The organism is Stutzerimonas stutzeri, from assembly GCF_000952685.1.
GTDB lineage: Bacteria > Pseudomonadota > Gammaproteobacteria > Pseudomonadales > Pseudomonadaceae > Stutzerimonas > Stutzerimonas stutzeri_E.
Genome location: NZ_JYHV01000011.1, coordinates 246,005 through 271,595, shown reverse-complemented (window position 1 = coordinate 271,595; position 25,591 = coordinate 246,005). Strand labels below are relative to the sequence as shown.

The window sequence follows — 25,591 nt, the reverse complement described above, 5'->3', positions numbered from 1 at the left end:
AGCTGGAAGCTGGAAGCTGGAAGCTGGAAGCCAGTGTGCTCGATACCGCCTTAGCACGCGGTTGGCTTCCAACTTCCAGAAGCCGCTACATATGAGCCTCGGCGTATTCCGCCAATATCGAGCGGGGGACACCCTGCAGGGTAATGTGCATGCCGTGCGGAAAGTCCTTGAAGCGCTCCGTGAGATAGGTCAGCCCGGAACTTGTGGCCGATAGATAGGGCGTATCGATCTGCGCCAGATTCCCCAGACAGACGACTTTAGACCCACTGCCAGCCCGCGTGATGATGGTTTTCATCTGGTGCGGCGTGAGGTTCTGGCATTCGTCGATCAGTATCAAACTCTGCTGGAAGCTGCGGCCACGGATGTAATTCAGCGATTTGAACTGCAAGGGCACCTTCTGCAGGATGTAGTCCACGCTGCCGTGGGTGCTTTCGTCGTCTATGTGCAGCGCTTCGAGGTTATCGGTGATTGCGCCGAGCCAGGGTTCCATTTTTTCCGCTTCGGTGCCCGGCAGGAAGCCGATGTCCTCGTCCAGCCCCTGCACGCTACGCGTTGCGATGATTCGACGGTAACGCTTGCTCACCACGGTCTGCTCGATAGCCGCAGCCAGTGCCAGGATGGTCTTGCCGGACCCTGCCGCACCTGACAGGTTGACCAGGTGAATGTCCGGATCGAGCAAGGCGAACAGCGCCAGGGCCTGATGGATATCACGCGGCCGCAGGCCCCAGGCTTCTTGGTGCAGCAGCGGTTCCTGGTGCATGTCGAGCAGCAGCAGCTCGTCAGCCTTGATGCCCTTGATCCAGCCGACGAAGCCCTGCTCATCGAGGATGAACTCGTTGACATGCACCGCTGGCAGGTTGTCGATCAACTGCACACGATGCCAGGTCCGCCCGTGCCCCTGATGCGTATCGACCTTGCTGACGCGATCCCAGAACGACCCGCTCAGGCTGTGATAGCCACGTGACAGCTGCCCTACATCATCTACCAGCTTATCGGTGTGGTAATCCTCCGAAGCAACACCACAAGCACGCGCCTTCAGTCGCATGTTGATGTCATTGGTCACCAGCACCACCGGAACGCCAGCCCTACGCCGCTGCAGGTCCACAACCTGGTTGATGATCTTGTTGTCGTTGAGATCCTCAGGAAGCGCACTGGAGTCAGCGCCCTTGCTCATGAGGATGGAAAGGCTGCCGCACGGCCCACTTTTCTCGCGCTGAATCGGCACGCCGAGCTCGACCTCTTCGGGGGTGGCGTCGCCTAGCACCTTGTCGATCAGACGGATCGCCTGCCGGCACTCGGCAGCCACAGAGTGCTTGCCAGTCTTGAGCTGGTCCAGCTCTTCCAGCACAGTCATTGGAATCGCGACCTGGTGTTCCTGGAAATTCAATAACGCGTTGGGATCGTGAATCAGAACGTTGGTATCAAGAACGTAGAGCGTGGGCTGCGTTGCGCGGGGTCTGCCGTAATCATCCATACGCGATCACCTTTTCGGAGCCGGGACGACGGAGGGCCAAAAGCTCTCCGCCGAAGAGAAAACCACCGTGCGCAAGGTGAGCGGACTTGGGAGGCAGGGGCTTGGGGCCACCCAGAGGCCGCCACCTGTGAGTGCAGGTTTCGGCGGTCTTGATGAGGTAATACCGCAAAACAGATGACAGTAAAAAGTCTTTTTCTACCCAGTGAGGTTTTTTTATGTAAATGACGAATTGCCCTTGGCGCAGCTCTAATGGATCGCTAGGCTGAGTAATCAACCTGTGCGTTTTTGCCACACCGATTCACTTCCGCGGTCACGTGAACCAACTCTGAGAAGCCTGCCAGTTCGGCCTTGTAGCGATCCGCTGAGTACTCTTGGTGAGTAACGATGGTGACAATGCAGCTGTATTGCGCTCGCCCTACTCGCCACAGATGCAGGTCGGTCACTTCGGTATCGGGCACCGCCTCCAGTTGCCTCTGCACACGCCGCACCAGCGGATCGTCCATTTCCCGATCCAGCAACGCCTTTCCGGTGTCGCGCAACAGGCCCTTGGCCCAAACCAGAATGACGATCGCCCCGATGATACCCATCAGCGGGTCCAGCCAGTTCCAGCCCAGATACTTGCCTCCCAGCAAGGCGACAATTGCAGCTACCGAGGTCATCGCGTCAGTCAGCACGTGAATGAATGCAGCATGGCGATTAAGGTCACGTCCTGGCGCCTCCGAGTGATCGTGATCGTGATCGTGATCGTGATCGTGATCGTGATCGTGATCGTGATCGTGATCGTGATGAGCATGGTGGTCGTGCTGATCTCGCAACAACCAGGCCGACAGCAGATTGACCAGTAGCCCGATCACGGCCACCCATAACGCTTCATCGAAGCCGATCAGCGCTGGCGACCAGAAGCGCGACAGCGACTCGATGATCATCATCAGCGCCACCACCACCAGCAGCACCGCACTGGAGAAGCCCGCCAGGACCTCGATCTTCCAGGTCCCGAAGGTGAAGCGCCGATCATGAGCATAGCGACGGGCCAAGAGATAGGCGATCGCTGCCATGCCGATAGCCACCATGTGCGAAGCCATATGCCATCCATCGGCAAGCAACGCCATGGAGTTGAATAAGTAGCCGGCGAAAATCTCGGCCGCCATGGTCAACCCCGTCAGTCCCACTACGGCCCAGGTCTGCCGCTCGGCGCCTTGCTCGAGGGGGCGGTAGTCATGGGATTGCTCCCAATGAGAATGATTGCAGTCGGTCATAATTGCTCCTTTTCCACCAGCAAGTTTGGCCCCCTGCGCCTCGGCAAGGTCAACCTTTCTTCTCAATCGAATCCATAGGTAGAGCCCGGCCAGGCTTAACGCCTAAAATCAGCGCACATTAAAGGAGACCGATGCATGCTGATGGTGATTTCGCCGGCCAAGACTCTGGATTACGACACCCCACCGACGACCAAACGCTTCACCCAACCCGAACATCTCGACCACGCTCAGCAATTGATCGATCAACTGCGCGACCTGTCACCGCAGCAGATCAGCGAACTCATGCACCTTTCGGACAAGCTCGCCGCACTCAACGTCGCCCGCTACGGAAGCTGGACGGCCGAATTCACCCCGACCAACGCTAAGCAGGCGCTCCTTGCCTTCAAGGGCGACGTCTATACCGGATTGAATGCCATTGATTTTTCCGAGCAGGATTTCGATTTCGCCCAGAAGCATCTGCGAATGCTGTCAGGGCTCTACGGCGTTCTGCGTCCGCTCGACCTGATGCAGCCCTATCGGCTGGAAATGGGAACCAAGCTGCCCAACGCTCGTGGCAAGGATCTGTATGCCTTCTGGGGCGAGCGTATCAGCGGCTGGCTAAACGAGGCGTTGGCGATACAGGGCGATGACGTACTGCTCAACCTGGCTTCGAATGAATATTTCGGGGCCGTAAAACGTAACGCCTTGAACGCGCGGATAATCGACGTTGATTTCAAGGACATGAAGAACGGCCAGTACAAGATCATCAGCTTCTATGCCAAGAAAGCGCGAGGTTTGATGAGCCGGTACGTGATCAAGGAGCGCATCCACCAGCCCGAGCAGCTAAAGCATTTCAACTACGATGGCTATCGCTACAGCCCTGATGATTCCTCGGCTGATCATCTGGTATTTCTGCGCGACCCGCATGCCTGAAACCACGTCGACTGGATCACTTTCGCCCCCTCGTTAAAAAAAGCCGAGGGGGCTCTCCTGCTCTTCCCCGTTCCAGCTTTTCTGATCCTGATTCATTTCACAGCACCATTCATCGCTGACTGGCCACACGCCTGAAATTTCCCGTGTCGTCTGCAATGCGGGCTAGCGTGTGCGCTGACCCTACCCGCAAAAACTCTCCGATCAGCGGCAATTGCCCAGGGAACTATCCGAAGGCGTCAGCAATCATAAGCGCGTACCGGCATTTCCAGGCGGAAAGGGACGTCGCACATGAACGTGCAGTGGAATTCACAACAGAGTTTTCAATGTGTCAGCCAAGACAATCCTCGGAGATCGTCGGGTGTGACCAGTCGAGGCCAGACAGGCCGAATCAAAGCAGGGTCGACGCTCATCGCACTTTGCCAACCGCACCAACCCAGTCAGACGGAACGCCATCGAAGTCAGCGCGCATCCACCTGCGCCAGATCGATAGGGGGCCTGCAGCCATTCCATTTCAAAGCGGCAATCAGTGCCGCAGCTTCACCTTCGGCGGTTATCGGCCAGTCGACAGAATTTCCCCGTTCAGGCTCGGAGCAAGCAGTTCGCCCCGAAAGCAGTTTCCCTGCTGGAGAACGGAGCTTGACGGCGCACGCCGCCTGAAGGCTCGACTCAGAAGCGTACGGCGAGCACCAGACCTCTGGCCGCCCAAATGGACAAGAAGAAATCCCCTTCTCAACGATTCAGGAGAAACAATATGATTCCGGTCATCCTCTCAGGCGGCAGCGGTTCCCGACTCTGGCCTCTTTCTCGCAAAGCATTCCCCAAACAATTCCTCGCGTTGACGGCTGAACAGACGCTGTTCCAGCAAACCATTGAACGACTCGCTTTTGAAGGTATGCAGCCGCCTCTGCTGGTTTGCAACCAGGAGCATCGCTTCATCGTCAAGGAGCAACTGGCGGCACGCAAGCTGGGTATTCAGGGCCTGATGCTCGAGCCCTTCGGCCGCAACACTGCCCCAGCCATCGCGATTGCCGCGATGAAATTGATCGAGGATGGCCGTGACGAACTGCTGCTGGTACTGCCCGCGGATCATGTAATCGAAGATCATAAGGCGTTCCAGCGTTCCCTAGCTCTTGCCACCAACGCCGCGGAAAACGGTGAGATGGTGCTGTTCGGCATTCCTGCCACCAGTCCTGAGACCGGTTACGGCTATATCAAGTGCGACCATACCGAGCGTAACGGCCTGCCCGAAGGCGTCAACCGTGTCACCAACTTCGTCGAGAAGCCAGACGAAGCGCGTGCCCAGCAATACGTCGAGTCAGGCGACTATTACTGGAACAGTGGCATGTTCCTGTTCCGCGCCAGCGTATTCCTGGAAGAATTGAAGAAGCACGACCCGGATATTTACGACACTTGCTGGGTTGCGTTGGAGCGCAGCGCCAAGAACGGTGACGAAGTACTGATCGACCCGGCGACCTTCGCCTGCTGCCCCGACAATTCAATCGACTACGCGGTCATGGAAAAGACCGAACTGGCCTGCGTGGTGCCGATGTCCGCCGGCTGGAGCGACGTGGGCTCCTGGTCCTCGCTATGGGATGTACTTGAAAAGGACGAAAACGGCAACGTGACCAGAGGCGACGTGATCGTCGAAGACAGCCGCAACTGCCTGGTCCACGGCAACGGCAAGCTGGTCACCGTCGTGGGGCTGGATAACATCGTTGTGGTCGAAACCAAAGACGCGACCATGATCGCGCACAAGGACAAGGTTCAGGACGTCAAGAAGCTCGTGAACAAGCTCGACGCCATGAAGCGCTCCGAAACGCAGAACCACTGCGCGGTTTATCGCCCCTGGGGCTGGTACGACTCGGTCGACATGGGCGGCCGCTTCCAGGTCAAGCGAATCTGCGTCAACCCAGGCGCACAGCTGTCACTGCAGATGCACCACCATCGTGCCGAGCATTGGATTGTCGTCTCTGGCACCGCCCAGGTCACCTGCAATGACAAGACCTTCCTGCTGACCGAAAATCAATCGACCTATATCCCGGTGACCTCTATTCACCGGCTCGCCAACCCGGGCAAGATTCCGTTGGAGATTATCGAGGTCCAGTCGGGTAGCTATCTCGGTGAAGACGACATCGAACGGCTGGACGACGTTTATGGTCGCGCCCATGACACAGTCGCGAGCCAATCGGCGCGCTGAATCGACCGTGCAATGACAAAAACCGCGCCCTCCGGCGCGGTTTTTTTTGAGAACAGGTCAGAACGCAATAGCGTTGAACTGGAAAGCTTCAAGCAAGAATAATTGTGACAGCGAAAACTGACGTGGCAGGTGCGATTCCAATTTCAGTGTCTTTCGATGAGCGCAAGCTGCACCGGTGCCTCTTATTTGCTTCAGGTTGCCAACAGGCGCACCAGCCTGCCATTCGCCGATTTAACTTATGCACACACTTGTTTTCACGACCTGCTTGCAATGGCATGAGCCAAACCATTAAATAAGCAACCGCCAGACATTCTCTAACTGCGCTGCAATCGGCATTCCGTTTGCCAGCCGCTGGCGTCAATTTTTCAAGAAAAGGAAAAGCTCAAGAGTGACGAAAGAAGAACTACGTGCCGAACTGGAAAGACAGGCCAACAGGTTCAAGACCGTATACGGGGGCGAAATAACCACTTACGCCGCACAACCCGATCCTGAACGAAAGCCTTGGCGCAAGAAGCAGACCGTCCACGATCAGGTTTTCAAGAAAGAATTGGAAAAGATCGAGAAAGAGATGGCGAAACAGTCTTCCGACAGCCAATAAATCGGGAGCGAAGACTTTCTTGGGCGAACGCTCAATACAACGAGCGATCGAATGGCCAGCTACTCGATTTCAGGTCAACGTTTCCCGCCTAATAGGGAGCCCATCAGGCCCCTTACCAGTTGCCGCCCCAGCTGAGAGGCCGCCTGGCGCACAGCGCTCTTGAACACTCGTTCGGCGAGATCGCCGAAGGCGCCCCCTACGTCATTCTTGGCCGTTGCAGCTTTCCCCTGCGGCTCGACCTCTATTGCTCGATGCGCTCGATCAAGCAGAATCTCATACGCGGACTCACGATCCACGGCCTTATCGTAGCGCGCCCGCAATGGTGAGTTCGCGATCAGGGCGCGCCTTTCATCCTGGTCCAGCGGCCCTATGCGTGATCGGGGCGGAGCAATGGACACACGCTGCACCATGGCTGGCGTTCCCTTGTCTTCCAATCCTCCGACCAGCGCTTCTCCGATACCCAAGTCAACCAGCGAGTCCAGCGCAGAAAACGCAGGATTGGCTCGAAAGCCTTCCGCCACCGCACGCAGCGACTTCTGCTCCTTGATCGTATACGCCCGCAATCCGTGCTGAATGCGCAGGCCCAGCTGAGCTAAAACCTCATTGGGCAGATCGGACGGCGACTGGGTGACGAAATAGACACCTACCCCTTTCGAACGAATCAGCCGAACGACCTGCACCAGCCGATCCTGCAGTGCCTTCGGGGTGTCGTTGAACAGCAGATGCGCCTCGTCGAAGAACAACGCCAGCAGCGGACGATCCGCATCGCCTCGTTCGGGCAACTGCTCGAACAGCTCGGCCAACAACCACAGCAGGAATGTCGCGTAGACTTTAGGGGCCTGGTGTACGAGCTGGCTGGCGTCGAGCAGATGGATCCTGCCTCGCCCATCGCGCCCGGGCTCCAGGATGTCTTCAAGCGCCAGCGCCGGTTCGCCGAACAGCGCATCGGCACCCTGCTGCTCGAGGGTGGCCAGCCGTCGCAACAGTGCCTGGGAAGACGCACTGGTCAACAACGCAGCGTCATCGCCGAGCACCTCGGGACTCTTTTTGAGGTAGCCGAGCAGTGACTTCAGATCCTTCAGATCCAGCAGCAGCAAACCTTCGCGATCGGCCACCTTGAACGCCGCGTAGAGCGCAGCCTGCTGGCTATCGGTCAGTTCGAGCAGGCTACCCAAAAGGAGTGGCCCCATTTCGGTGAGGGTGGTCCGCAATGGATGACCGCTAACACCGAATACGTCCCATAGGGTGACGGGATATGCCTGCGGTTGATGCTCGAGCCAAGGCATGCTGGCGATGCGCTCGGCGATTTTCCCATGAGGCGCCCCCACGGCCCCCAGCCCACACAGGTCGCCCTTGATGTCGGCGGCAAAGACAGCGATACCAGCTTCGCTGAACTGTTCTGCGAGTCGCTGCAGAGTAACCGTCTTGCCAGTCCCGGTCGCGCCAGCAACCAAACCGTGACGATTGATCAGCCGAAGCGGGTGAGTATTGGGTTCACCGGTAGCATCGGCGCCAAGCACGAAGCGATCATTATCTGTCATCTGGCGATCTCCAGAGCGGGAAGCAGAGGGCGAACGAGCAGCACCCGGTGCCCCGTTCATGTTTGTTCAATCGCCATCCGGAACCGTCGAAACAGTGCATTCGACCGTCAACTCGGCAGCGGATTGGTGATGCTTCCACAGCGCTTCGGCATCTGGGAAATCGGTGCCGAGCTCCGGTCCGAGGCGCTCCGGATCGTAACGCTGCGTACAACCATTCCCAATAATTGGCGGCGCGTTCGCGACAGCCTTCTCCAACGGATCGACCATGCATTCCTCCCGCGCCACCGGCGACGATTAATTGAATACCAGCGTCTTGTTGCTATGGACCAGCACACGCTCTTGCAAGTGATAGCGCAGACCGCGCGATAGCACCATCTTTTCCACGTCCTTGCCCAGCCGAACCATGTCTTCGATGCTATCGCGATGGCTGACGCGCACGACGTCTTGCTCGATGATCGGGCCGGCGTCCAGCTCCTCGGTCACGTAATGGCAGGTCGCGCCGATCAGCTTGACCCCGCGTAGCGAAGCCTGATGGTAGGGCTTGGCGCCTGCAAACGAAGGTAGAAAGCTGTGATGAATGTTAATCACCCGCTGCGCATATTCTTCACACAGTTCGGGTGGAAGAATCTGCATATAACGGGCAAGCACAATCACATCGGCCTGCTGCTCACGCACCAGACGCGATACCTCGGCAAACGCCTCTTCCTTGCGCCCCGGCTCGACCGGAACGTGGAAATAAGGAATGCCGTGCCACTCGACCATACTGCGCAAGTCGTTGTGGTTGGAAATAACGCAGGGAATATCGCAATCCAGTTCGCCGCTGTGCCACCTGTGCAGCAGGTCCGCCAGGCAGTGCGATTCCCGACTGGCCATTAGCACGACGCGCTTGCGCTGTTCCGAATCGGTAATCCGCCACTCCATCGAAAACTCACGCGCTATAGGCGCAAACGCCTGCCGGAAGCCAGCGAGATCAAACGGCAGCGAGTCGGCACGAATTTCATGGCGCATGAAAAACCAGCCGCTCTGGTGATCCGAGTGATGATTCGCTTCGGTGATCCAGCCGTTGTACGTGGCCAGGAAATTGCTGACCTTGGCGACAATGCCAACGCCATCGGGGCAGGCAATAACCAGCCTGAACGTGCGCATTAAAATAACTCCAGCTTAAAAAGGTGCCGCATTCTAGCGCAGCGAATAATTCTGCAGCCAGAGTATTGGGTCGGGCCAAGCCTTAGCCCGCTGCTACAGGCTGGCTCAAGCAACCGATAACGCCGTCATCGCGCAGTAACAATAAGGTTATCGACTCGAGGCAACCGTACACATGGCCAATTAGACCGCCCCGCAACCAAGGCGGATGATTAACACCGCGGGGTTTCGTACCGATATATCAGCCAAGCATTCGTTCCAGACGCTATTTTCCAAGAGAGTCTCGATTTTCCTTCATGAAACTAACTGAGCGACATTAGCCATCAACGCAAAAGCGGAAGAAAACCGTAGCTAATCTTTATCAAAGCCATATTTACTTGTGCATGGTGGCTGTCTATGATTGCTAACACTTGCGTTCAACCTATACCAAGGAAGTGACATGTCGCTAATCAATGAATACCGCGCCACAGAAGAAGCTATCAAGGAGCTCCAGGAACGCCTGAAGTCTCTTTCTGCAGATGACAAGCTAAAAAAAGAGCTTGAGTTCGAAGGCAAACTGCGCGAACTGATGGGTGAATATCAAAAATCGCTTCGCGATATCATCGCCCTGCTCGATCCGGACGCTAGAAATAGCAAAACACAACGCACCGCAAAGACGCCGGCAGCTACCAAGCGCGCGCGCCGCGTAAAGCAGTACAAGAACCCACATAACGGCGAAGTGATTGAAACCAAAGGTGGCAATCACAAGACTCTGAAAGAATGGAAAGCCCAGTGGGGTTCCGACGAAGTTGAAAGCTGGGCCACCTTGCTCGGTTAAATTTCGGCGCGGGACCTAAAGCCATCCGACGCTGCATGCCGAGCATGCCGCGTCAGATGGCTTTTTTGCGGGCGTTTGATAAGAAGCTCAGCGAATGTAGCGCTCACGCAGACCACGGGCATGCACGGCCCATTGCTGCAGTAGCTGCATCTGGTTCGAACTGGCTGAAGCCAGTAATGCCTGCAGCGAACTCTCGAACTGATCCAAGGTGTTTGGCGCGCCAAACTCGGGCGCGGTTAAACGCTGCCGACAAAACTCCTGCCACTGCAGTTGTTCCGCAGCCGAAAGGCATTCGGGAAAATTCCGAGCACGGTAACGAAAATGCAGTTCCGGTAGACGGGCATCATCAAACGACGGCACTCCACTCGAACCAGATGAGGGTACAAAGCTTCTGACTTGCTCGCATAACCGGCGATCTCGCTCACCCAGAAAGCCTTCATAGAGTTGCTGTTCCGGATCCGACAAGCCGGTGAACGCCTGCTCCTGATAGACGTCAGCAAGTTTCGCGCTCCATTCTGCTTGTCGACCACGTAGATCGCTTGCCCTGGACTCGCAACATTGCAAATCCAGATTCAATCGCTCGATATCCGACTTGCGTAAGACATTCATCGGTACAAGTACCGGGCAGCGATTGACGTGCACCAGTTTCAACGGAGTCGGCAGCTTCTCACCGAGATCTTCACGGCGGGTATACAGCCGCTCGCGGAGATCTTCGGCCGTGTCCTCCCATAGCGGCGAGCATTCGGCATTGAGGTCGCAGACGATCAGTGCGTTGCGATTGCGCGGATGCCAGGCCAGTGGCAGCACCACGGACAAATAGTGCCGCGCAGCGGAGAAGCGCCCGGAGACATGCACCATTGGTTTCAAAATCTCGACCTGTTCGACTACCGCGTTCTTACGCCGCAGTTTGTACAGGTAGTCATACAGCCTCGGCTGGCGTTCCCGTATCAATCGAGCCAGCGCAATGGTCGCCCGCACGTCCGACAGGGCGTCGTGCGCCTGCAAATGCTCGAGCCCGTTGGCGACACTGAGACGCTCCAGCTTGAGCGTCACGCGGCCGTCTTCCTCAGGCCAAACCAGCCCCTCGGGACGCAACGCATAAGCGGTGCGGACCAGATCGATGAGATCCCAGCGACTATTGCCACCCTGCCACTCGCGCGCATAGGGATCGAAGAAATTGCGGTACAGGCTGTAGCGCAGCACCTCATCATCGAAACGCAAGGTGTTATAGCCAGCGCTACAGGTGCCCGGTTGTGACAGTTCCTGATGCAGCCGAGCGATGAACTCCGCTTCGCATAACCCCTTTTCAGTCAGGGTGGCCGGAGTAATGCCAGTCACCAGGCAAGCGGCCGGGTGCGGCAGGATGTCGTCGCTGAGCCGGCAGTAAATATTCAGCGGCTCGCCAATTTCCTCCAACGCCTCGTTGGTGCGGATCCCGGCGACCTGCAGCGGTCGGTCGCAACGCGGCGAGATGCCAGTGGTTTCAAAGTCGTACCAGAAGATGCTGGATGTCACGGGAGCCTCCCTCTCGGCCTTTGCACACCAGTCTAACGCGCTTGAACGACCGCCGGCCGCATCGCCCGACTCCTTGTGCGACAGGTCCGCGCAACGGGGCGATCACAGCGTATGAATGATGGCATTTCGATTGAAAATGCCGAGCAGGTTCTGGCCGAAAACCACGTTCGATGATTACATAGCCGCGATATCGCCTGGCCAACGCGCCCGATCGGTTGATCGGCCATGAGCAGCAGCCTCGCACCAGCCCACCAGATCGATCGTCGAGCACAACCATTGCCTTCCGCTCTAACAGCACCGCTGGACAATACGCACAGGGTCGAAACGCCGGAGGGTATTGATCTCGTGCTTCGTCCGGCCGGCCTCGTGCCTCGCGCTCTGGCGTTCGCCCTGGACCTGCTGATTCGGGTCGCGCTATTTCTGACCCTGGCGCTGGGTCTCGGCTCGTTAGGCACGTTTGGCATAGGCGCTGGCGCCCTGCTGCTGTTCGTCGTGCAATGGTGGTACATGGTGTTGTTCGAAGTGCTCAATGAAGGCAGCACGCCTGGCAAGCGCTGGCTGGGCCTGAAGGTGATCCATGATGACGGTACGCCGATCGGCTGGGCGTCGTCTCTGACACGCAACCTGCTGCGTTTCGTCGACATGCTGCCATTCGGCTACTTTGTGGGGGCGATCAGTTGCCTCTGGCACCCCTCCTTCAAACGCCTTGGCGATCTGGCCGCCGGAACGCTGGTGGTGTACCACGAGCACGGCGCAGCCGCAGCGACGCTTCCGATCGTCGACGCCATTGCACCACCCTTCCCGCTAGAACTGGCCGAACAGCGCGCGCTGATCGGCTTCGCCGAGCGACAGTCGAATCTGTCGCCGGAACGCCGGCAGGAACTGGCTGCAATTCTGGCGACGCCCCTGCAGGTAGCCCCCGAGCAGGCCGAGGCGCGCCTAAACGGCATCGCTCGCGGTCTGGTGGGGCCAGCATGAAACAGAGCCAGTTCGAGCGCCTTCACCGAGCCGAATGGCAAGGGTTCAGCGAAACACTCGATGCCCTCGAGCGCCGCAAGAAGCCTTCATCCGTTTCGATCGTGGCATTTCCGGCCGCCTATCGACGCATCTGCCAACAGCTGGCGCTGGCTCAAGCACGCGGCTACAGCACCCATGCGATCGATAATCTGCAGGTGCTGGTGCAGCGCGGACATCAGCAGCTCTACCGTCACCGAAGTCCCCTGGCAGGTCGTCTGCTCGGTTTCATCCTTGGCGGGTTCGGCCGGCTGGTTCGCGAGCAATGGCGCTACGTGGCAGCCGCCAGCCTGTTGTTCTATATCAGCCTGCTAGGCATGGCGGCACTGGTCCTGGCGTTTCCGGAAATGGTTTACAGCCTGATCAGTCCTGAGCAGATCGCACAGATGGAGGCGATGTACGATCCCGATGCCAGCCGCCTCGGTCGCTTTGGCGAGCGTGGATCCAGCGAAGACTGGGTGATGTTCGGCTACTACGTCATGCACAATATCGGCATCGCCTTCCAGACGTTTGCCGGAGGGCTTCTGTTCGGGTTGGGAAGCTTGTTCTACCTGTTGTTCAACGGGCTGACCATCGGCGCGATCGCGGGCCACCTGACCGGAGTTGGTTATCACCAGCCGTTCTGGTCATTCGTCATCGGTCACGGTGCCTTCGAGCTGACAGCCATCACCCTGGCCGGAGGCGCCGGGCTGAAACTCGGCGGCGCGCTCATCGCCCCCGGCAACCTTACCCGCGGGGAAGCCTTGCGGCTGGCCGCCAGCAAGGCGGTACGGCTGGTCGCCGGCGCCACCTTGCTGTTGCTGATCGCCGCATTCGTCGAAGCCTATTGGTCATCGATGACCTATCCTTCCGCGTCGGTCAAATATGCCGTGGGCGCGCTGCTGTGGCTGTTGGTCGGCCTGTATCTCTTGCTGAGCGGCAGGAACAGTCATGCGCCTGAGTGACGCGACCATGGAGATCCGCCCGCGCAGTGCCTGGGAATCGCTGGATCTCGGCATCCTGCTGGCACGCCGGCAAGCGCGCCTACTGATGACCAGCTGGGCGCTGCTGACCCTGCCAGTGTTCGCCCTGCTCAGCCTGATGCTCTGGCAACATCCAACGCTGTCACTGTTGCTGTTCTGGTGGTTTAAACCGCTCTATGAACGCCTGCCGCTGTTCATTCTTTCTCGGTCACTATTTGGCGATACCCCGACCCTGCGCCGCAGCTTCAGAGCCTTGCCTGGCCTGCTACGCTCGCAATGGTTTTCCAGCCTGACCTGGCGCCGATTCAGCCTGACCCGCAGTTTCGATCTGCCAGTGCTGCAGCTCGAAGGGTTATCAGGCTCGACCAGACGGAATCGCCTGGCCGTCTTGAAGCGACGCGACACCGGCGCGGCACGCTGGTTGACCATTGTCGGCATCCACCTGGAAAGCGGCTTGTGGATGGGCGCGCTGGCCTTACTCTACATGTTGATCCCGCCGCAGTTACTCGCTGACTGGACCTGGCAGGACCTGCTGAAGGTGGAAGGCGACTGGCTTTGGCTTGAGCATCTGTCCAACCTGCTATACGTGCTGATCCTGATCATCTGGGAACCGATTTACGTTGCCAGTGGCTTCAGCCTCTACCTCAACCGACGCACCATGCTCGAGGCCTGGGATATCGAGCTGAGCTTTCGCCGATTGCAGGAGCGTCTGCAGCCCTTATTGCCGGCCCTGCTGCTGAGCATCGGCCTGTCGCTGGGTTTGCCCCTAGAGGACGCTCGGGCCGATACCCCGGCGCCCCCGCAGCGTGAACAAACGACACCGACCGAGCCGAGCCCCGAACACGAACGCTTGCTCAACCAGCCACTGACCAGTCAGGCCGCAAACGAGCGGATCACCGAGCTGCTGAACCAGCCGCCGTTCAAAAACCGCGAGACCGTGACTCGCTGGCGCTTTGGCGAGCCCCAGACGCTTGCAGAACCGGGCTGGTTGGAACGCCTACTCAACAAACTACTGCGCGGCGGCAGCCTGCAGCGCAGCCTGGAACACATCGCCACGGGTGTCGAAATCCTGCTCTGGGCGGCACTGTTCGGTTTGATCGCGCTTTGCCTCTGGCGCTATCGCGAGTGGCTGAGAGTCCATGTCGGGCGACTTCGCCCTCCCGCTGCAAGGCAGCGTCAGGATACGCCGGCCGTGCTGTTCGGTTTCGATGTCCAGCCCGAGAGCATTCCTGCAGATGTCGCCGGTGAAGTCAGCCGACTCTGGGACCAGCAGCCGCGCGAAGCGCTCGGGTTGCTCTACCGGGCGTTTCTCAGCCGACTGCTGCATGAACGCAAGCTGCCATTGAAGTCCGCTCATACGGAGGGCGAAATCCTCGATCTGCTGCGCCAGGACGGTCGACCGGAACTGGTCCGCTATGCCGAGACCTTGACCCGCCACTGGCAGAATCTCGCCTATGGTCACCAGGCCCCGCCAGGCGCCGCCAGAAACGAGCTCTGCGATCGCTGGCGCGAATTGTTCGACACAAGGATGTCCACATGAGCCGCGCTCGCACAATTGGCCTGACCGTCGCGGGCGTACTGCTAGTCACCCTGCTGCTATTCGTCGCGAGCAAGGCGACACGCTACCAGGAGGTCATTGAGCGAGGTCCTGCGCCGCAGGTGCGCGCCAATCCCTACCTGGCAGCTGAACGTTTTCTCATCGACCAAGGCAGAGCGGTCACCCACACCGAAGGCCTTGGCGGGCTGCTCGAGCTGCAACCGGACAACCGGATCCTGCTACTGCTGGGCGACCGTGCAGATATGAAACCGAGTCAGTCCGCACGCTTGCTTGAGTGGGTCTCTGACGGCGGCCACCTGGTGTTCGTGGCCGAACGCCTGTGGGACGAGCACACCGGTAAAAGTGGTGATCTGCTTCTCGATACGCTGGGCTTGCAACAGTACGAAACCACAGATGACGAGACCAACGAAGCCACCAAACAGATCGCCAGCACGGAGAAGCGCTCCACGCTGACCCGACTGTATCTGGAGAACGAAGACGCACCGGCCTATTTCGCCTTCGACACCGACTATCACCTCTACGATGCCGACAAGAGGGCTCATGCCTGGGCCAACAGCGACGGTGCCACGCACATGCTGCAGCTGCAGCACGGTAACGGTCTGATCACCGCGCTCACAGACAGCTGGATCTGGCAGAACGATCGCATCGGGCAGTATGACCATGCTTGGCTGCTCTGGTATCTCACCCAGGATCGTGACGTGGCCCTCGCCTATCGCACCGAGCACGTCGGCTTGTTGCGACAGCTGCTGCGCTATTTCCCCGAAGCGCTGACCGCCCTGCTGCTGATACTGATCTTTGCCGCCTGGCATCTGGGCCAACGACAGGGTCCCATCATCGAGACGGCCGACCGTAGCCGCCGGCAACTGCATGAACATCTGCGCGCCAGTGCCGACTTCCTCTACCGCCATGCCGGCCAGCGCCATCTGCTGATCGGCTTGCAGCGCGACATACAACGGCAGGCGCGCCGACGCCATCCGGGATTCGAAGCGCTGCCCTATACCGAGCAGTGTCTGGTGCTGGCGAAACTCAGCCAGCTGCCCCCCGACTCCATCGATCAGGCCTTGCGCCTGCCAGCGGAAAAGCCTGTCAGCGCCGCCGAATTCACCAGCCAGGTCGCCCGCCTGCAAAGCCTCAGGAATGCCCTATGAGCGAAATCCCAAGCGAACAGAACAATGCCCCCGCTGCTGGCGCAAGCAGCCAGCGTCAGCGCGCCAGCCAACTGGCACAGGCGCTGCGTCAGGAATTGCACAAGGCCGTAATCGGTCAGCAGGATATCGTCGATGGCGTTCTCACCGCCTTGATAGCCGGCGGCCACGTGCTGGTCGAGGGAGTGCCGGGGCTCGGTAAAACCTTGCTGGTCCGCGCGCTGGCTCGTTGCTTCGGTGGCGAGTTTTCGCGTATCCAATTCACGCCCGACCTGATGCCAAGCGATATCACCGGCCACGCCGTCTATGACTTGGCCAGCGAACAGTTCAAGCTACGCAAAGGGCCGGTCTTCACCAACCTGCTGCTCGCCGATGAAATCAACCGCGCCCCGGCAAAAACCCAGGCGGCGCTGCTGGAGGTCATGCAAGAACGCCAGGTCACGCTCGAAGGTCGCGCGCTGGCGGCGCCGCAACCCTTCCTGGTGATGGCCACGCAGAACCCCATCGAGCAGGAAGGCACCTACCCACTGCCTGAAGCCGAGCTGGACCGCTTCATGCTGATGCTGCGCATGGACTATCCGATGGCCGACGAGGAGCTGGAACTGGTCCGTCAAGTCACCCGCTCGGCGCGTACCGATATCCTCGACGTCAGCGGCTTGCGCGTGCTATTGCAGGCAAAGGATGTCCAGGCCTTGCAGAAGATCGCCAGCGAAGTGCCACTCGACGAGCAAGTACTCGACTACGCGGTGCGCCTGGCCCGCGCCACGCGCAACTGGCCCGGTCTGGCGCTGGGCGCGGGACCACGCGCCTCGATCGCACTGGTTCGCTGCGCGCGAGCACGCGCGCTGTTACGCGGCGGGGAGTTCGTCACCCCGGACGACATCAAGGGCTGCGCACTCGCGGTGCTGCGGCATCGTGTCAGACTCTCGCCCGAACTGGATATCGAGGGGACTTCGGTGGATCAGTTGCTGCTGCAATTGCTCGACCAGGTCACGGCGCCGCGCCTGTGATCCAGCCCAGCTCGCGGATGTTGCGATGAGCCCATCACGGCGACAAACCTTTCTGCTGGTGTTGCTGCTTGTCCTTGCCCTGCCGCTGGGCGTGCTGGCTGCGCTAGGCCATCCCCTGCCCGCCGCGGTGAATACGGCCTGGTGGGGACTGCTGCTGTGCCTGGGCCTGCTTTCGGCCCTAGACGCGGTTTCCTTGCACCGGCTGCCTTCGCCCACGTTGCAACGCACCCTACCCGGCCACCTGGCGCTGGGTCGTTGGCATGATGTGCAGCTACAGCTTCACGCCTCGCTGACTCGTCCCTTGCGCCTGGATATCTTCGACCATCCGCCAGCCGGGATGGCGTTTCAGCACCTGCCACAACATCTAACCCTCGTACCGGGGCAACATTGCGAGGTCGCGTACCGAATCTGCCCGGAACGCCGTGGCCCCGTACACTTCGATCAATGTGAGATCCGCCTGCACGGTCCACTGGGATTATGGCGCGAACGCCGGCTGCTGAAGCTGGAGTCACAGTCGCGCGTCTACCCCGACTTCACTCGACTGCACGGCGCACCGCTGATGGCCGTAGACAGCTGGTTGAGTCGCCTGGGTGTGCGGCAGCAGCCGCGCCGCGGGCTGGGTATGGATTTCCATCAGCTCCGCGAATTCCGCGAAGGCGATACTCTGCGGCAGATCGACTGGAAGGCCACCGCACGCAAGCGCACGCCGATCGCCCGGGAATATCAGGACGACCGCGACCAGCAGATCCTGTTGATGCTCGATTGCGGCCGGCGGATGCGCAGCCAGGATGATGCACTCTCGCATTTCGACCACGCGCTTAATGCAAGCCTGCTGTTGGCTTATGTCGCCTTGCGCCAAGGCGACGCGCTGGGACTCTACAGCTTCGCCACCGAGCAACGCCGCTTCCTCGCGCCGGCCAAGGGCCAGTTGCAGCTGAACGCCTTGCTGAACGGCGTCTACGATTTGACCAACACGAGACAGCCAGCCGATTTCATGCGAGCCGCCGGGGAGGTTCTGACGCGACAGAAACGACGGGCGCTGGTGGTGATCCTGAGCAATCTGCGCGACGAAGATGATGAGGATTTGCTCGGCGCGGTCCGCCGGCTCTCGCGCCGGCACCGGGTTTTGGTGGTGAGCTTGCGTGAGCCGGTGCTCGACGGACTACGTCATCAACCAGTGAGCAGCGCCCAGGATGCGCTGGGCTACTGCGGCACGCTGAACTACCTGAACGCCCGAGATCAGTTGCATGAACGGCTGATGGCGCACGGCGTCCCGGTGCTCGATGCGCGTCCGCACGAGCTGGGGCCGGCGTTGATCAGCCGCTACCTGGCGTGGAAAAAAGGCGGCGTTCTGTAGAACATCATTCGACTTCGCAGGGAAACGTGAACATCACCCAACCAAGCCGAATCACTCAGATCCCGTGACAGTGATCCTGGTCGATGGCCCGGTTGGGTGGGACATCGCTGAGCGGCAGACGAGCTGGCGGAATGCTCAGCATCGGCCGGAAACTGAAATAGTGATGTAGCGCGTCGATCATGTGGCGAATTTCGCTGGGCGGCGTAATCAGTACGAAACCCGAATCGAAGCTGCCGGGAGTGACATCCTCGCGGGACCAGCGGCAGATCGCGCTGAAATCGATGTAACGCAGCTGGCCGTGCTGGCCGGGGATCTTCAGGCGCATCTCGAAGCACGCATCGGTCATCATCGGATATGGACTGATGAGCATCAGTCCAGTCTCCGACAGATTGCCGATGAAGCCCAATGGCTTATCGGTAAAGCGGTTGAAAACGTTGAGATAGTACGGCAACTGGTGCCGCTGGATGCTGCGCTGATTAAGCATGTTCATCGGTTCCGGCCCTGCCGCCAACTTGATCGCAGCGGCCGTTCGGGCCGCTCAGCTGCAATTTCGACTGATACGACTGGCCAACTGCCGCCGCGCCGTCTCTATTTCCTCATCACTGTAGTAGACCCGCCCCTCCTTTGCATCGGCACGAAAGTAGCGTCCGCCATGGGACAGACGCGACAGCTGCTGACGCAGCTGACGGCATTCCTGCTCGCGCCGGGCATGCTGTTCACTGGCCGCCTGATCAGCAGCCTGCTGCTCTTGCCGACGAGCCTCGAAGAAGCGCTCGGTACGCGCTTCGCGCTCGCGAGTCGCCTCGTCGCGCTCGATGACCTGCGGTCTGACCTCGACTGGTTCGGCACCGGGACGCGGTCGTGCATCGAAATGCACATTTCCCTGCGAATCGACCCAGCGGTAGATCTCGGCAGCCGCCAACGGCGATGACAACAGCGCTATAAGCAGTATCGGTGCGATGTGCATGGGTTCCTTCCCAGCCGGTCTCGACTAACCGGCTTCGCTCAGGGTTTGGCGGCGTGAGTTACCACCCGCTCCTCCGGCTGATAGTGCCCCAACTGACGCAACGTCTCCAGTCTGGCGCGACCACGGAAGGCATATTCGCTGGCCGGATAGCGGGTCTGAATGAAGCGATAGGTTTGCGCCGCATCGACGAACAACCCCTGGCGCTCCAGGCACTGCCCGCGTAGCAGCGATATTTCCGGCTGAACGTTGTCGCGTGGCCGACTGCTGCGCTCGGCCTGCGATAGGGCGAGCATTACCTGCTCGCAATCGCCTGATTGATAGTGCTGGTAAGCACTGTCCAGATGGCGATCGAGTGCACTTCGGCTGCTGCAGCCTACGCTGAGAGTGATCAGAGACAGTATGACAAGGGTGCGCATGGATGAATCCTCCGTTGCCGACTTATCGACCGCGGCGAGAAAAACTACAGCCCCGCTCGGCGCACCAGAACACGTCGCGGCAGCTCGCATGCAGCCGCCAAAGAGTAGTGCAAGCCAACAATGACTACAGCCGCACGGCATAGTAGCCTCCCGGCCATTCTGAAAAAGGAGCATTGAATGATCTCGCGCCGTACCAAAATCGTCGCCACGCTGGGTCCTGCCAGCAGCTCACCGGATGTACTGGAAAAGATGATCCTGGCGGGCCTCGATGTCGCCCGCTTGAATTTCTCTCATGGTGCTCCAGATGAGCACCGCGCCCGGGCGCAGCTGGTACGGGACATCGCCGCGAAACACGGTCGCTTCGTCGCCCTATTGGGCGACCTGCAAGGGCCGAAAATCCGCATCGCCAAGTTCGCCGGCAAGCGTATCGAATTAGCAGAGGGCGACAACTTCCGCTTCTCCGTCACCCACCCTCGCGATGCAGGCACCCAGGACGTGGTGGGCATCGACTACCCGGATCTGGTCAAAGATTGCAGCGTTGGCGATGAATTGCTCCTCGATGATGGTCGCGTGGTCATGCGCGTTGACAACGCCACGGCCGACGAACTGCATTGCACTGTACTGATTGGCGGGCCGCTGTCGGACAACAAAGGCATCAATCGTCGGGGAGGCGGGCTGACTGCGCCGGCGCTGACCGCCAAGGACAAAGCCGACATCAAGCTGGCCGCCGAGATGGATCTGGACTACCTCGCCGTGTCCTTCCCTCGCGATGCCGCCGATATGGAACTGGCCCGCCGCCTGCGCGACGAGGCCGGCTCCAGCGCCTGGCTGATCGCCAAGATCGAGCGCGCCGAAGCGGTCGCCGATGATGAGGCGCTGGACGGCTTGATCCGCGCCAGCGATGGCGTGATGGTCGCGCGAGGCGACCTGGGCGTCGAGATCGGCGACGCCGAACTGGTGGGCATTCAGAAGAAGATCATTCTTCACGCACGCCGCAACAACAAGGTCGTCATCACCGCGACCCAGATGATGGAGTCGATGATCCAGAACCCGATGCCGACCCGCGCCGAGGTTTCCGATGTAGCCAACGCGGTGCTGGACTACACCGACGCGGTCATGCTGTCGGCCGAAAGCGCTGCCGGCGAATACCCGATCGAGGCGATCAAGGCGATGGCACGCGTCTGCGTCGGAGCCGAGAAGCATCCGACCAGCATCAAGTCCAGCCACCGTCTCGGCCAGCGCTTCGAGCGCAGTGATGAAAGCACCGCGCTGGCGGCGATGTACACCGCCAACCACTTCCCCGGCGTTAAGGCGATCATCAGCCTGACCGAAAGCGGCTATACCCCGCTGATCATGTCGCGCATCCGCTCGTCGGTACCGATCTTTGCATACTCGCCCCATCGCGAGACCCAGGCACGGGTCGCCATGTTCCGCGGTGTGCAGACCATTCCGTTCGATCCGGCCGCACTGCCAGCGGACAAGGTCAGCCAGGCGGCGGTGGATGAGTTGCTCAAACGCAACATCGTCAACGTTGGCGACTGGGTGATCCTGACCAAGGGCGATACCTATCACGGCACCGGCGGCACCAACACCATGAAGATCCTGCGTGTAGGCGATTCATTGAGTTGATGGTCTCGAAGCACGCCAGGTGACGGCCAATGGGGGCCTGATACCTTGGCGTGCTTCGATCACGCGCCCCTAGCCATCTCTTGGGGGCGATGCGCCGTCGTTGCTCAAGGCTCGACGTGGCGCACCAGAAAAGCGTCGCTCAGCACCTGCCCCCGCGGCAGTCCCGCGAGAAACAGGCGCTTGGCGCAGTCCTCGACGAATCCGCTTCCCCCGCAGAGCAGTGCGATTTCCTGGCGCGACGTAGCGCGTACGGATTGCAGACTGTCATGCGTCTGTTCGGAATCGACCCACTCGATACTCAGGTTGTCATGCCCCTGTGCGAGACGCTCCAACGACGCTCGCAGGTAGGACGCACCTCGACAGAAATGCAGCAGCCGTATCGGCCCTAGATGATCCTGACGCAGCGCCTCGCGCAACAGGGCCCAAAGAGGTGCGAGCCCGGTACCGGCCGCCAGCATCAACAGGGGACGCGTCTGCCATTCGGGCTCGTAGCGCAGCGCGCCGGCGTGCAGCTGACCAAGGCGCAGGCTGTCTCCCATCTTCAGGGCGCGCGCCGAATCGCAGAAGGCACCCGGATTGTGGCAATCGAGGTGAAACTCAAGCCAGGGATCCTCCCCGGGCACGCTCGCCAATGAATAAGGCCTGGCAACGCCACGGTCAGTCCACAGCAGCACGTGCTGGCCGGCGCGGTAACGCAGCGGACGCTCGGCCTGCAGCCGCAGGCGCAGGACCTGTCCATCGAGCCAATCGAGCCCTTCCACTCGTGCCGCCAGCCCCTCGCGCACCGGGTCGTACACGGCGACACTGAGATCTTCGGTGACGGCGCATTGGCAGGCGAGTCTCCACCCCTGTAAACGCCGACCGACATCGAGCGCGTCCGGCTGGGCATCCTTTGGCTCACCCCGCAGGCAGCGCACCAGACAGGCGTGGCAACTGCCCGCACGACAGCTGTAGGGCACGTTCAGGCCAGCATCATTGAGCGCATCGAGCAGGTTCTTCCCCTCGCTCACCGTCCAGGACCGCGCCCCATGGGTAATTTCAGGCATCGACGGCCGCCCAGCTTGCCTCGCAGCGATTACGCCCGTTGGCCTTGGCCCGATAGAGCGCCATGTCGGCGCGCTGCAATGACTCGTCCAGATCGTCGCCAGCATTGAGCAGCGTCAGCCCGACCGACAGACTGAGATGCCCCGCCTGTAACTCCACGTCCAGCGGCTGGGCATTGGCAAACGCCTCGCGCAGGCGCTCACAACAAGCGCTGAACTGCTCGGCATCGGTGTGCGGCAACAGCAGGACGAACTCCTCGCCACCGTAGCGGGCCAGGATATCGCCGTCGCGCAAGCACGAACGCGCTACCGAGGCGAACATCTGCAGCACACGATCGCCCGTGGCGTGCCCGTGCAGATCGTTTACCCGCTTGAAATGATCGAGGTCGATCAATGCGAGGCCGGACTGATGGCCCGCCCGTAATCGACTCAGCTCCGCCTCGGCCCGCCGAATGAAATGACGGCGGTTGTACAACCCGGTGAGCTCGTCCGTGGAGGCCAGATCCTCCAGTTGCCGCATCATGCCGCGCAGCGTTTCCTGGTGCGCCTGCAAGGCGAAACGGCGCTGACGCATGCGCTGACGCAGCTTGTAGACGTAACCGACGAACAGGCACATCCAGATGAGCGTTACCAGCAATACGCCAGCCTCCAGCAGCGCTACCTGCGAGTCGCCGAGACGATCGAGATATGCATCGTACAGCGACATGCCGACGAAACTGACGAGCGCCAGTACGGCGTAGCGGATGAATACTTTCGGCGGCAGAAACACGGCGAACATCAGCACCAGCACATAGAGCACCAGCAAAGAGCCGCGACTATCGCCGAGATTGAACAGGAAGAAGGTCAGCCACACCAGCGCAACCAACACCTGCGGCTCGGTCAGACTGGGGTCGCGAAAGCGCAGGTTGTAGCCTCGGGAAAACACCCAGAAGAACCCCAACTGGCTGACCAGGATCATCACAGAGCCCGCAATAGCAGTGTCTAACGGCGCTTGATAGAAGCCCCCGGCGACGGTAATCCATGTCAGCAGCAAGGCGAGGCCGTAGGTGCCTGCTGCCATACCGAAGCGCTTGATGACCAGCTGCTGCAGCGCCTGCTGTTCGCTTTCGTCACGAGTCACGCGCATGGAATCCTTCCCATAATGGCAATTAGACATACTTTACGCTGGCCACTTGCAAAAGCCTACAAGCCCCGGTTCTTCTGACAGGACGAGCTACCGATCGTCCGATGTGCGGCAGTTCTGCCACCTTCTGCTCGATCATTCCAACTGCTTTCTGCCCGAGCACCACAGGCGCATTATTGTCAGTGTGCAGTTGACCCACAGCCTCACCGACACCCGCTTCGATGTGCATCCCTTCACCTTTAGCTCGTCTGTGTACCCTGCGGCGCAGCGAGTTATACTGCCGCGCATTTTTTAACCTGAGCGCGTTGGCCAAATTCCCCGCGCGCCTTGTCTCCGCCCCGCCAAGAGGACGCGCTGCATGACCGTGATCAAGCAAGACGACCTGATACAAAGCGTTGCCGACGCTTTGCAGTTCATTTCCTATTACCACCCCGTCGATTTCATCCAGGCGATGCACGAGGCCTACTTGCGGGAGGAGTCGCCGGCAGCGCGCGACTCCATGGCGCAGATTCTGATCAATTCGCGGATGTGCGCAACCGGCCACCGGCCGATCTGTCAGGATACCGGCATCGTCACCGTGTTCGTGCGCGTGGGCATGGACGTACGCTGGGATGGCGCCACCATGAGTCTGGACGACATGATCAACGAAGGCGTTCGCCGCGCCTACAACCTGCCGGAAAACGTCCTGCGTGCTTCGATCCTCGCCGACCCGGCTGGTTCCCGCAAGAACACCAAAGACAACACACCCGCCGTTATCCACTACTCCATCGTCCCGGGTGACAAGGTGGAAGTGGACGTCGCGGCCAAGGGCGGCGGCTCAGAGAACAAGTCGAAGATGGCCATGCTCAACCCGTCCGATTCGATCGTCGACTGGGTCCTGAAAACCGTTCCAACCATGGGCGCAGGCTGGTGCCCGCCCGGCATGCTCGGCATCGGCATCGGCGGCACCGCCGAGAAAGCCGCGGTGATGGCCAAGGAAGTGTTGATGGAGTCCATCGACATCCATGAGCTAAAGGCTCGTGGCCCGCAGAACCGCATTGAAGAGCTGCGTCTGGAGCTGTTCGAGAAGGTCAATCAGCTGGGCATCGGCGCCCAGGGCCTGGGCGGCCTGACCACCGTGCTCGACGTGAAGATCATGGACTACCCGACCCACGCCGCCTCGCTGCCGGTGTGCATGATCCCCAACTGCGCCGCCACTCGCCACGCACACTTCGTGCTCGATGGTTCCGGCCCGGCCGAGCTGACCCCGCCGCCGCTGGATGCCTACCCCGAGATCGTCTGGGAAGCCGGCCCGAGCGCCCGCCGCGTCAACCTCGACACCATCACCCCGGAAGAAGTGCAGAGCTGGAAGCCGGGCGAAACCGTGCTGCTCAACGGCAAGATGCTCACCGGCCGCGACGCCGCGCACAAGCGCATGGTCGACATGCTGAACAAGGGTGAAGAGCTGCCGGTGGACCTCAAAGGCCGCTTCATCTACTACGTCGGCCCGGTGGATCCGGTCGGTGACGAAGTGGTGGGCCCGGCTGGCCCGACCACCGCGACGCGGATGGACAAGTTCACCCGTCAGATCCTCGAAAGTACTGGCCTACTGGGCATGATCGGCAAGTCCGAGCGCGGCCCGATCGCCATCGACGCGATCAAGGACAACAAGGCCGTCTACCTGATGGCCGTCGGTGGCGCGGCTTATCTGGTCGCCCAGGCGATCAAGAAGTCCAAGGTGCTGGCCTTCGCCGAACTGGGCATGGAAGCCATCTACGAGTTCGAAGTGAAGGACATGCCGGTCACCGTCGCCGTCGATACCAACGGCGAGTCGGTCCATATCACCGGGCCGGCGATCTGGCAGAAGAAGATTTCGGACAGCCTGGCCGTCGAAGTGCAGTAAGCAACACCCACAAAAAAGCCCGGCTCAGTGCC

Annotated in this window: 23 protein-coding genes; 12 read left to right on the top strand and 11 right to left on the bottom strand. The window is 60.1% G+C overall.

The annotated features are described in order from the left end of the window. Positions 1-85: 85 nt before the first annotated feature. On the bottom strand, positions 86-1,474 hold the full coding sequence (locus UF78_RS05110; RefSeq protein WP_045160947.1) for a PhoH family protein: 1,389 nt from the start codon (positions 1,472-1,474) through the stop codon (positions 86-88). Positions 1,475-1,731: 257 nt separating this feature from the next. Continuing rightward, positions 1,732-2,730: a CDF family Co(II)/Ni(II) efflux transporter DmeF gene (dmeF, locus tag UF78_RS05105; protein WP_045160946.1), complete on the bottom strand. Its 999-nt coding sequence runs from the start codon at positions 2,728-2,730 to the stop codon at positions 1,732-1,734. Between the two features lie 135 nt (positions 2,731-2,865). Here dmeF and yaaA point away from each other — a divergent pair, with 135 nt between their 5' ends. From yaaA to UF78_RS05090, 3 genes are all read left to right on the top strand, one after another. After that, the gene (gene yaaA / locus UF78_RS05100) at positions 2,866-3,642 is read left to right on the top strand and encodes a peroxide stress protein YaaA (protein WP_045160945.1); all 777 of its coding nucleotides are present in this window, start codon (positions 2,866-2,868) and stop codon (positions 3,640-3,642) included. A gap of 751 nt (positions 3,643-4,393) precedes the next feature. Further along, positions 4,394-5,839: a mannose-1-phosphate guanylyltransferase/mannose-6-phosphate isomerase gene (locus tag UF78_RS05095; RefSeq protein WP_045160944.1), complete on the top strand. Its 1,446-nt coding sequence runs from the start codon at positions 4,394-4,396 to the stop codon at positions 5,837-5,839. Positions 5,840-6,227: 388 nt separating this feature from the next. Continuing rightward, entirely contained in the window at positions 6,228-6,437 is a 210-nt protein-coding gene (locus tag UF78_RS05090) for a hypothetical protein (protein WP_045160943.1), read from the top strand. A gap of 74 nt (positions 6,438-6,511) precedes the next feature. Here the strand turns inward: UF78_RS05090 and UF78_RS05085 are convergent, their stop codons facing one another. From UF78_RS05085 to purU, 3 genes are all read right to left on the bottom strand, one after another. After that, on the bottom strand, positions 6,512-7,978 hold the full coding sequence (locus UF78_RS05085) for a helicase HerA-like domain-containing protein (protein WP_045160942.1): 1,467 nt from the start codon (positions 7,976-7,978) through the stop codon (positions 6,512-6,514). Positions 7,979-8,044: 66 nt separating this feature from the next. Then, positions 8,045-8,245, bottom strand: a complete 201-nt coding sequence (locus tag UF78_RS05080; RefSeq protein WP_045160941.1) for a hypothetical protein — start codon at positions 8,243-8,245, stop codon at positions 8,045-8,047. A 27-nt stretch (positions 8,246-8,272) separates the two neighbouring features. Beyond that, a complete protein-coding gene (gene purU, locus UF78_RS05075) occupies positions 8,273-9,124 on the bottom strand; it encodes a formyltetrahydrofolate deformylase (protein WP_045160940.1) in 852 nt (283 codons plus the stop codon). A gap of 436 nt (positions 9,125-9,560) precedes the next feature. Here purU and mvaT point away from each other — a divergent pair, with 436 nt between their 5' ends. Beyond that, positions 9,561-9,938, top strand: a complete 378-nt coding sequence (gene mvaT, locus UF78_RS05070) for a histone-like nucleoid-structuring protein MvaT (protein WP_045160939.1) — start codon at positions 9,561-9,563, stop codon at positions 9,936-9,938. Positions 9,939-10,025: 87 nt separating this feature from the next. Here mvaT and sbcB read toward each other — a convergent pair whose 3' ends face one another. After that, the gene (gene sbcB, locus UF78_RS05065) at positions 10,026-11,453 is read right to left on the bottom strand and encodes an exodeoxyribonuclease I (protein ID WP_045160938.1); all 1,428 of its coding nucleotides are present in this window, start codon (positions 11,451-11,453) and stop codon (positions 10,026-10,028) included. Between the two features lie 225 nt (positions 11,454-11,678). Here sbcB and UF78_RS05060 point away from each other — a divergent pair, with 225 nt between their 5' ends. From UF78_RS05060 to UF78_RS05035, 6 genes are read left to right on the top strand one after another with little or no spacing between them, the layout of a single operon-like run. Then, on the top strand, positions 11,679-12,431 hold the full coding sequence (locus UF78_RS05060) for an RDD family protein (RefSeq protein ID WP_196298638.1): 753 nt from the start codon (positions 11,679-11,681) through the stop codon (positions 12,429-12,431). Next, on the top strand, positions 12,428-13,411 hold the full coding sequence (locus UF78_RS05055; protein ID WP_045160937.1) for a stage II sporulation protein M: 984 nt from the start codon (positions 12,428-12,430) through the stop codon (positions 13,409-13,411). The genes UF78_RS05060 and UF78_RS05055 overlap by 4 nt, the downstream gene beginning before the upstream one ends. After that, positions 13,398-14,969, top strand: coding sequence for a DUF4129 domain-containing protein (locus tag UF78_RS05050; protein WP_045160936.1), 1,572 nt, complete (start codon positions 13,398-13,400; stop codon positions 14,967-14,969). The genes UF78_RS05055 and UF78_RS05050 overlap by 14 nt, the downstream gene beginning before the upstream one ends. Beyond that, positions 14,966-16,135 (top strand): DUF4350 domain-containing protein, encoded by a 1,170-nt coding sequence (locus UF78_RS05045; protein ID WP_045160935.1) that lies wholly within the window; start codon positions 14,966-14,968, stop codon positions 16,133-16,135. Before UF78_RS05050 ends, UF78_RS05045 begins: the two co-directional genes overlap by 4 nt. Next, positions 16,132-17,142 carry an AAA family ATPase gene (locus UF78_RS05040; RefSeq protein WP_045160934.1) on the top strand — a complete coding sequence of 337 codons (1,011 nt, stop codon included), beginning with the start codon at positions 16,132-16,134 and terminating at the stop codon, positions 17,140-17,142. Before UF78_RS05045 ends, UF78_RS05040 begins: the two co-directional genes overlap by 4 nt. 25 nt (positions 17,143-17,167) lie before the next feature. Next, positions 17,168-18,499, top strand: coding sequence for a DUF58 domain-containing protein (locus tag UF78_RS05035; protein WP_045160933.1), 1,332 nt, complete (start codon positions 17,168-17,170; stop codon positions 18,497-18,499). A gap of 55 nt (positions 18,500-18,554) precedes the next feature. On the opposite strand, the gene UF78_RS05030 is transcribed toward UF78_RS05035, so the two are convergent. The 3 genes from UF78_RS05030 to UF78_RS05020 are packed head-to-tail and all read right to left on the bottom strand — an operon-like array spanning position 18,555 to position 19,882. Further along, on the bottom strand, positions 18,555-18,989 hold the full coding sequence (locus UF78_RS05030; RefSeq protein WP_045160932.1) for a PilZ domain-containing protein: 435 nt from the start codon (positions 18,987-18,989) through the stop codon (positions 18,555-18,557). Between the two features lie 48 nt (positions 18,990-19,037). Next, complete coding sequence (locus UF78_RS05025; protein ID WP_045160931.1) at positions 19,038-19,466, bottom strand: DUF4124 domain-containing protein; 429 nt, start codon at positions 19,464-19,466, stop codon at positions 19,038-19,040. A 38-nt stretch (positions 19,467-19,504) separates the two neighbouring features. Further along, entirely contained in the window at positions 19,505-19,882 is a 378-nt protein-coding gene (locus UF78_RS05020) for a tetratricopeptide repeat protein (RefSeq protein ID WP_045160930.1), read from the bottom strand. 177 nt (positions 19,883-20,059) lie between these two features. Between UF78_RS05020 and pyk the strand changes: the two genes are divergently transcribed. Further along, positions 20,060-21,511, top strand: coding sequence for a pyruvate kinase (pyk, locus tag UF78_RS05015; RefSeq protein ID WP_045160929.1), 1,452 nt, complete (start codon positions 20,060-20,062; stop codon positions 21,509-21,511). A gap of 104 nt (positions 21,512-21,615) precedes the next feature. On the opposite strand, the gene UF78_RS05010 is transcribed toward pyk, so the two are convergent. Beyond that, positions 21,616-22,557, bottom strand: a complete 942-nt coding sequence (locus UF78_RS05010; protein ID WP_045160928.1) for an iron-sulfur-binding ferredoxin reductase — start codon at positions 22,555-22,557, stop codon at positions 21,616-21,618. Next, entirely contained in the window at positions 22,550-23,680 is a 1,131-nt protein-coding gene (locus tag UF78_RS05005; RefSeq protein ID WP_045160927.1) for a GGDEF domain-containing protein, read from the bottom strand. Before UF78_RS05005 ends, UF78_RS05010 begins: the two co-directional genes overlap by 8 nt. A gap of 355 nt (positions 23,681-24,035) precedes the next feature. Here UF78_RS05005 and UF78_RS05000 point away from each other — a divergent pair, with 355 nt between their 5' ends. After that, positions 24,036-25,559 (top strand): fumarate hydratase, encoded by a 1,524-nt coding sequence (locus tag UF78_RS05000; RefSeq protein WP_045160926.1) that lies wholly within the window; start codon positions 24,036-24,038, stop codon positions 25,557-25,559. Positions 25,560-25,591: the final 32 nt, after the last annotated feature.

Excerpts from the sequence above, each read along its gene's own strand:
- UF78_RS05110 (WP_045160947.1), bottom strand. The coding sequence starts at position 1,474 with ATGGATGATTACGGCAGACCCCGCGCAACGCAGCCCACGCTCTACGTT.
- dmeF (WP_045160946.1), bottom strand. The coding sequence starts at position 2,730 with ATGACCGACTGCAATCATTCTCATTGGGAGCAATCCCATGACTACCGC.
- yaaA (WP_045160945.1), top strand. The coding sequence starts at position 2,866 with ATGCTGATGGTGATTTCGCCGGCCAAGACTCTGGATTACGACACCCCA.
- UF78_RS05095 (WP_045160944.1), top strand. The coding sequence starts at position 4,394 with ATGATTCCGGTCATCCTCTCAGGCGGCAGCGGTTCCCGACTCTGGCCT.
- UF78_RS05085 (WP_045160942.1), bottom strand. The coding sequence starts at position 7,978 with ATGACAGATAATGATCGCTTCGTGCTTGGCGCCGATGCTACCGGTGAA.
- UF78_RS05080 (WP_045160941.1), bottom strand. The coding sequence starts at position 8,245 with ATGGTCGATCCGTTGGAGAAGGCTGTCGCGAACGCGCCGCCAATTATT.
- purU (WP_045160940.1), bottom strand. The coding sequence starts at position 9,124 with ATGCGCACGTTCAGGCTGGTTATTGCCTGCCCCGATGGCGTTGGCATT.
- mvaT (WP_045160939.1), top strand. The coding sequence starts at position 9,561 with ATGTCGCTAATCAATGAATACCGCGCCACAGAAGAAGCTATCAAGGAG.
- UF78_RS05060 (WP_196298638.1), top strand. The coding sequence starts at position 11,679 with ATGAGCAGCAGCCTCGCACCAGCCCACCAGATCGATCGTCGAGCACAA.
- UF78_RS05055 (WP_045160937.1), top strand. The coding sequence starts at position 12,428 with ATGAAACAGAGCCAGTTCGAGCGCCTTCACCGAGCCGAATGGCAAGGG.
- UF78_RS05050 (WP_045160936.1), top strand. The coding sequence starts at position 13,398 with ATGCGCCTGAGTGACGCGACCATGGAGATCCGCCCGCGCAGTGCCTGG.
- UF78_RS05045 (WP_045160935.1), top strand. The coding sequence starts at position 14,966 with ATGAGCCGCGCTCGCACAATTGGCCTGACCGTCGCGGGCGTACTGCTA.
- UF78_RS05040 (WP_045160934.1), top strand. The coding sequence starts at position 16,132 with ATGAGCGAAATCCCAAGCGAACAGAACAATGCCCCCGCTGCTGGCGCA.
- UF78_RS05035 (WP_045160933.1), top strand. The coding sequence starts at position 17,168 with ATGAGCCCATCACGGCGACAAACCTTTCTGCTGGTGTTGCTGCTTGTC.
- UF78_RS05030 (WP_045160932.1), bottom strand. The coding sequence starts at position 18,989 with ATGAACATGCTTAATCAGCGCAGCATCCAGCGGCACCAGTTGCCGTAC.
- UF78_RS05025 (WP_045160931.1), bottom strand. The coding sequence starts at position 19,466 with ATGCACATCGCACCGATACTGCTTATAGCGCTGTTGTCATCGCCGTTG.
- UF78_RS05020 (WP_045160930.1), bottom strand. The coding sequence starts at position 19,882 with ATGCGCACCCTTGTCATACTGTCTCTGATCACTCTCAGCGTAGGCTGC.
- pyk (WP_045160929.1), top strand. The coding sequence starts at position 20,060 with ATGATCTCGCGCCGTACCAAAATCGTCGCCACGCTGGGTCCTGCCAGC.
- UF78_RS05010 (WP_045160928.1), bottom strand. The coding sequence starts at position 22,557 with ATGCCTGAAATTACCCATGGGGCGCGGTCCTGGACGGTGAGCGAGGGG.
- UF78_RS05005 (WP_045160927.1), bottom strand. The coding sequence starts at position 23,680 with ATGCGCGTGACTCGTGACGAAAGCGAACAGCAGGCGCTGCAGCAGCTG.
- UF78_RS05000 (WP_045160926.1), top strand. The coding sequence starts at position 24,036 with ATGACCGTGATCAAGCAAGACGACCTGATACAAAGCGTTGCCGACGCT.